General features: G+C 69.6%; 5 protein-coding genes, 1 tRNA gene and 1 pseudogene. 2 read left to right on the top strand and 5 right to left on the bottom strand.

What is annotated here, in order from left to right:
• Positions 1 to 228, bottom strand: a pseudogene (locus tag JNW89_RS29805) (dCTP deaminase); the annotation flags it as partial.
• A gap of 78 nt (positions 229 to 306) precedes the next feature.
• Here JNW89_RS29805 and JNW89_RS29800 point away from each other — a divergent pair.
• Positions 307 to 873 carry a pyridoxamine 5'-phosphate oxidase family protein gene (locus tag JNW89_RS29800; protein ID WP_154940847.1) on the top strand — a complete coding sequence of 189 codons (567 nt, stop codon included), beginning with the start codon at positions 307 to 309 and terminating at the stop codon, positions 871 to 873.
• A gap of 63 nt (positions 874 to 936) precedes the next feature.
• On the opposite strand, the gene JNW89_RS29795 is transcribed toward JNW89_RS29800, so the two are convergent.
• Positions 937 to 1,923 carry a zinc metalloprotease gene (locus JNW89_RS29795; protein WP_238451619.1) on the bottom strand — a complete coding sequence of 329 codons (987 nt, stop codon included), beginning with the start codon at positions 1,921 to 1,923 and terminating at the stop codon, positions 937 to 939.
• A 237-nt stretch (positions 1,924 to 2,160) separates the two neighbouring features.
• Between JNW89_RS29795 and JNW89_RS29790 the strand changes: the two genes are divergently transcribed.
• Positions 2,161 to 2,234, top strand: a tRNA-Gly gene (locus tag JNW89_RS29790).
• A gap of 203 nt (positions 2,235 to 2,437) precedes the next feature.
• Here JNW89_RS29790 and JNW89_RS29785 read toward each other — a convergent pair.
• The 3 genes from JNW89_RS29785 to JNW89_RS29775 form a co-directional block, all read right to left on the bottom strand.
• Entirely contained in the window at positions 2,438 to 2,614 is a 177-nt protein-coding gene (locus tag JNW89_RS29785) for a hypothetical protein (RefSeq protein WP_238451618.1), read from the bottom strand.
• Between the two features lie 24 nt (positions 2,615 to 2,638).
• A complete protein-coding gene (locus JNW89_RS29780) occupies positions 2,639 to 3,448 on the bottom strand; it encodes a mechanosensitive ion channel family protein (RefSeq protein ID WP_238451617.1) in 810 nt (269 codons plus the stop codon).
• 292 nt (positions 3,449 to 3,740) lie between these two features.
• Positions 3,741 to 3,988, bottom strand: a 248-nt coding sequence (locus JNW89_RS29775; protein WP_238451616.1) for a hypothetical protein, incomplete at its 5' end; no start/stop codon positions are given.

Here is a 3,988-nt window from a genome sequence, read left to right as displayed (position 1 = left end):
GGGGTGCAGCACGAACGGCTCACCCTCGGGCACCTCGACCATCGAGGTGAGCTCGTCCTGCTGGATCGCCGGGTCGATGTGCGTGTACAGGTGGTTGTTGAAGACCCGGAACAGCTTGTCGAGCCGCACGTCGATGCTGGACGGCTGCACCAGTGTGGGCTCGAAGGGCTCCAGCGCGAGCGTGCCCGCCTTGATCTCGGAGACCAGGTCGCGGTCGGAGAGCAGCATCGGCACACCATATCGAGCGGACCGGGTGACCTGCGTGTCGGACTACGCGTTCGTACACATGTTCGATAGGATGTCCGTATGGCTTCCTGGTCCGAATTCGCCGCTGACGAGCCCCGACTCGCCGACGGGATCCGCCTTCTCATGCAGCAGTACGGGCCGGGCTTCGGCTACCTGGCCACCGTCCGCGCCGACGGTGGGCCCCGGGTGCACCCGGTCTGCCCCGTGATCACCGACGAGGGTCTGTTCTGCTTCGTCGTCGACTCGCCCAAGCGGCGCGACCTCGAACGCGACGGGCGCTACGCGCTGCACTCGTTCCCGCCGGAGGAGACCGACGACGAGGCGTACGTCGCCGGTCGCGCGCAACCGGTCACCGACCCGGCCCGGGTCGCCCGGGTGGCCCGCCTCGGCCGGGCGGCGCCGCAGGTCGACTGGCGACTCTTCGAGTTCAGCGTCGACGTGGCGATGCTGACCCGCCGCGACCAGGGCGGGCTCGGCCAGCCCGGCGAGGGCCACGGGTCCTCCGCCGTCCAGGTCTGGCTCGATCCGGTCGCCGCCCACCGCGGCGGCGACGCTGCCGGCGTACCCGATCGGCGGCCGGCCCGCCGCGGCCGCCATGGTTTCGACACCCGCCGCCCCGCCGCCTGACCGCCGAGACGCCGATGCCGGCCCCGTCCTACGACGGAGCCGGCATCGGGTTCTGCTGGGGTGTTACGCCGCGCGGTACGCGTTCCACGCGGTCAGCATGCGGCTCGCCTGACCAGGGGTGAACTGGTACATGCACGAGTCGTAGGTGTAGTCCATGAAGTTGGTGATCGGGTCCAGGCCGGCCGTGGTGCAGGTGTCCCGCCCGGTCGGGCACTGGAACGCCGGCGAGGCCTCGGCCGGGGTGTCGCTGACGCTGTCACCCGAGCCGGAGCATCCACCCTGGAAGGTGTGGTAGAGGTTCAGCCAGTGGCCGACCTCGTGGGTGCCCGTGTCGCCCTGGTTGTAGTTGGCGGCGGTGCCGCCCGGCAGCGACTCGCTCAGCACGACCACGCCGTCCATGCTGTTGAGCTTCCGCTGCGGGAAGGTCGCCCAGCCGAGCAGGTCGTCGCTCAGCTCGCCCAGGTAGATGTTGAGCGTGTTCTTGCCGCCCTCGCGCAGGGAGGTCTTCATCGACCGCTCCGCCGAGGAGCCCTGCACGATCGGGTACCACGCCGGGTTGGTCACCCGGTTGATCTTGGTCAGCTGGAAGCCGAAGGCCGTGGCCGCGCCGCCGGTGGCACCGGCGTAGGCCTGGTTCAGCACGCTGATCTGCGACGTGATCATCGAGTCCGGGATGTTGCCGCCGGCGCGGGTGCTGTCGCGCTGGATCACGTGCACGACGACCGGGATGGTGACGCTGGCCAGCGGGGCGGCGGCCTGGGCGCCGGCCCGGAAGCTCGCCCGCTCGCGCAGCGCGGTGGCGAGGTCGGCCTCGCGCTCGCGGACCTGCTTGGCGGTCAGCTCGTTGGGTTCGTGCTTGGCGATCCCGCCCTTCTTGATCCGGGCGTCCGAGTGGACGTCGGCCGGCTCGGCGCAGGCCTCGCTCGGGGCGGCGGAGAAGGCGGAAGCAGCGGGGACGACGCCCACCGCGGCGGTGCTGAGCAGCAGCGCGAGGGTCGTCGACGCGACACCGGCGGCACGCCGGGTCAGCAGGTTGGGACGGAGTCCCATGGGCCCACCTCTTTCTGGCGGTGTGACAGGGGGTATGTCACACCGTGGTCGAGAACGTGGGGGTGACGTTACAACCGATCGACAGATTTGAGAACGGCCATATGTTGCCGCAGTGAAACTTTTAGCTCCACGTGAATACGTTGGGTCCAAGATCGATCACGGTGGCGGGGGGTGCCGGCGTGCCCGGGGGTACCTGGGTGCACGGCGGCGGTCACCTCAGGTACAGTGGTGCCGCCTGCGGGTGTAGTTCAATGGCAGAACATCAGCTTCCCAAGCTGACAGTGCGGGTTCGATTCCCGTCACCCGCTCCACACGACAGGCCCTGGTCAGGACGCGAGTCCCAGCCAGGGCCTTCGACGTTTCCCAGGCTGCGGCCGTTGCCCGTGCCATTCACCGCCGTCGCAAGGTCCTCTCATGCCGAGATCAGTGCGTTCATGGGGTCAGCCGACCCGCCAAGCGGCCGGGTCGACACCGCTGGGCATCGGCGCCCGGGCGGCCACGCCGGACCCGCCGGTCAGGGCTGGTACTGGCTGCGGGTGCGGGGCAGCCACTGGGGGTGCTGGTCGCGCAGGTAGCGGATCAGTCCCTCGCGTAGGTCGCAGCGCAGGTCCCAGGCGCTGGCGCCGTCCGCGGCCGAGGCTTGCACCTGGATGACCACGGTCTGCGGGGTGGCGTCGACCATCTGGAGCACCCACCGGTCTCGATCCCACAGCGGTCAGGACTCGACCAGTCGGCGTGCCTCCCGGCGCAGGTCGTCCAGGTCGGCGGTGTGGTCGACATGTAGCTGGATCTTGCCGACCACCCGGGACTCGTTGCGGGTCCAGTTCTGGAACGGCCGCTCGGTGAAGTACGTGGTCGGCAGGATGAGCATCCGTTCGTCCCAGAGCCGGATCACCACGTTGGTCAGCTTGACCTCTTCGACCCGGCCCCATTCGCCGTCGACCACCAGCACGTCGCCGACGTGCAGCCCGTCGGCGAAGGCGACCTGGATGCCGGCGAACGCGTTGCCGAGCGCGGTTCGGGCGGAGAGGCCGATCACCGCGCCGACCACCCCGGCCGAGGTCAGGATGGAGATGCTGGCGAGGCGTACCGGCCGGAAGGTGATCAGGATCAGGCCGATCGCGACGACCGTGACCACGGCGACGGTGAGTCGCCGCACGGGGCGGATCTGGGTCCGGGCCCGCCGGATCCGCCGGCTGGTGACCAGATCGCTCGGCAGCCGGCTGAACGCGACCGCTTCGACAACGCTCAATGTCTTGATCACCAGCCACGCGCTGGCGGCGATCAGGACCAGCAGGATGGCGTGGCGCAGATAACGCTGCCACTCGGCCGGCCCGGGCGGCAGCGCGTAGTACAGGGCCCCGACCAGCAGGACCGTGGCCGCCGGGCGGCGGCAGGCCTGCCGCAGCGGCTCCAGCAGCCACTTGTAGCGGCCACGGGCACCCCGGCGGATCAGCACGCCGGAGACCAGGTCCACGACCACGGCCGCTGCCAGCGCGGCCAACACGATCAACGCGGTACGCATCAGAGGCCGTTCACCGTGATCCCGATGCCGCCTCTCCTGGGCTCGAAACCGCACTCCCCGCGTTCAGGGTGTCATCAGATCCGGTGGCAAGCGGCGGATATCGGGGATGCCAGACGGCCGTGACCGACGTCCGGGCTACCAGCATCCCCGGACGGGGCCAAGGTCGTATGTCCGGTAGGGCGCTCCACCTTGTCCCCGTCCGTGATGCTGGACGGTCTACGACTGCCGACGAGGAGATCCGCTGAGCGGCGGACGGTGCTGGACGACTGTCTGCGCACCCCCGATGGTTCGCTCAACTCCGCCGGAGCGATTCCACCGACTGGCCGGGACGGCAGTTACCTGCCGGCTCTGGTCGATGGTTCGTTGCTGGCTCGATCGGTAACGAGCCGCCTCCCGTTCCTGGCGGCCCGAGCAGGGCGACGACTGCTGCCACGATCGTCTCGATGGCCGGAGCTCCATGCTCTGAGGTGTCGATTTCAACGACGGCGTCGACGCCCTGCGGCGGTTCGAAGATCGACCGCTTCATCTCACCCCGCTGGA

It is taken from the genome of Micromonospora sp. 4G55 (assembly GCF_016803375.1).
This window is presented reverse-complemented; position numbering and strand designations above follow the sequence as displayed.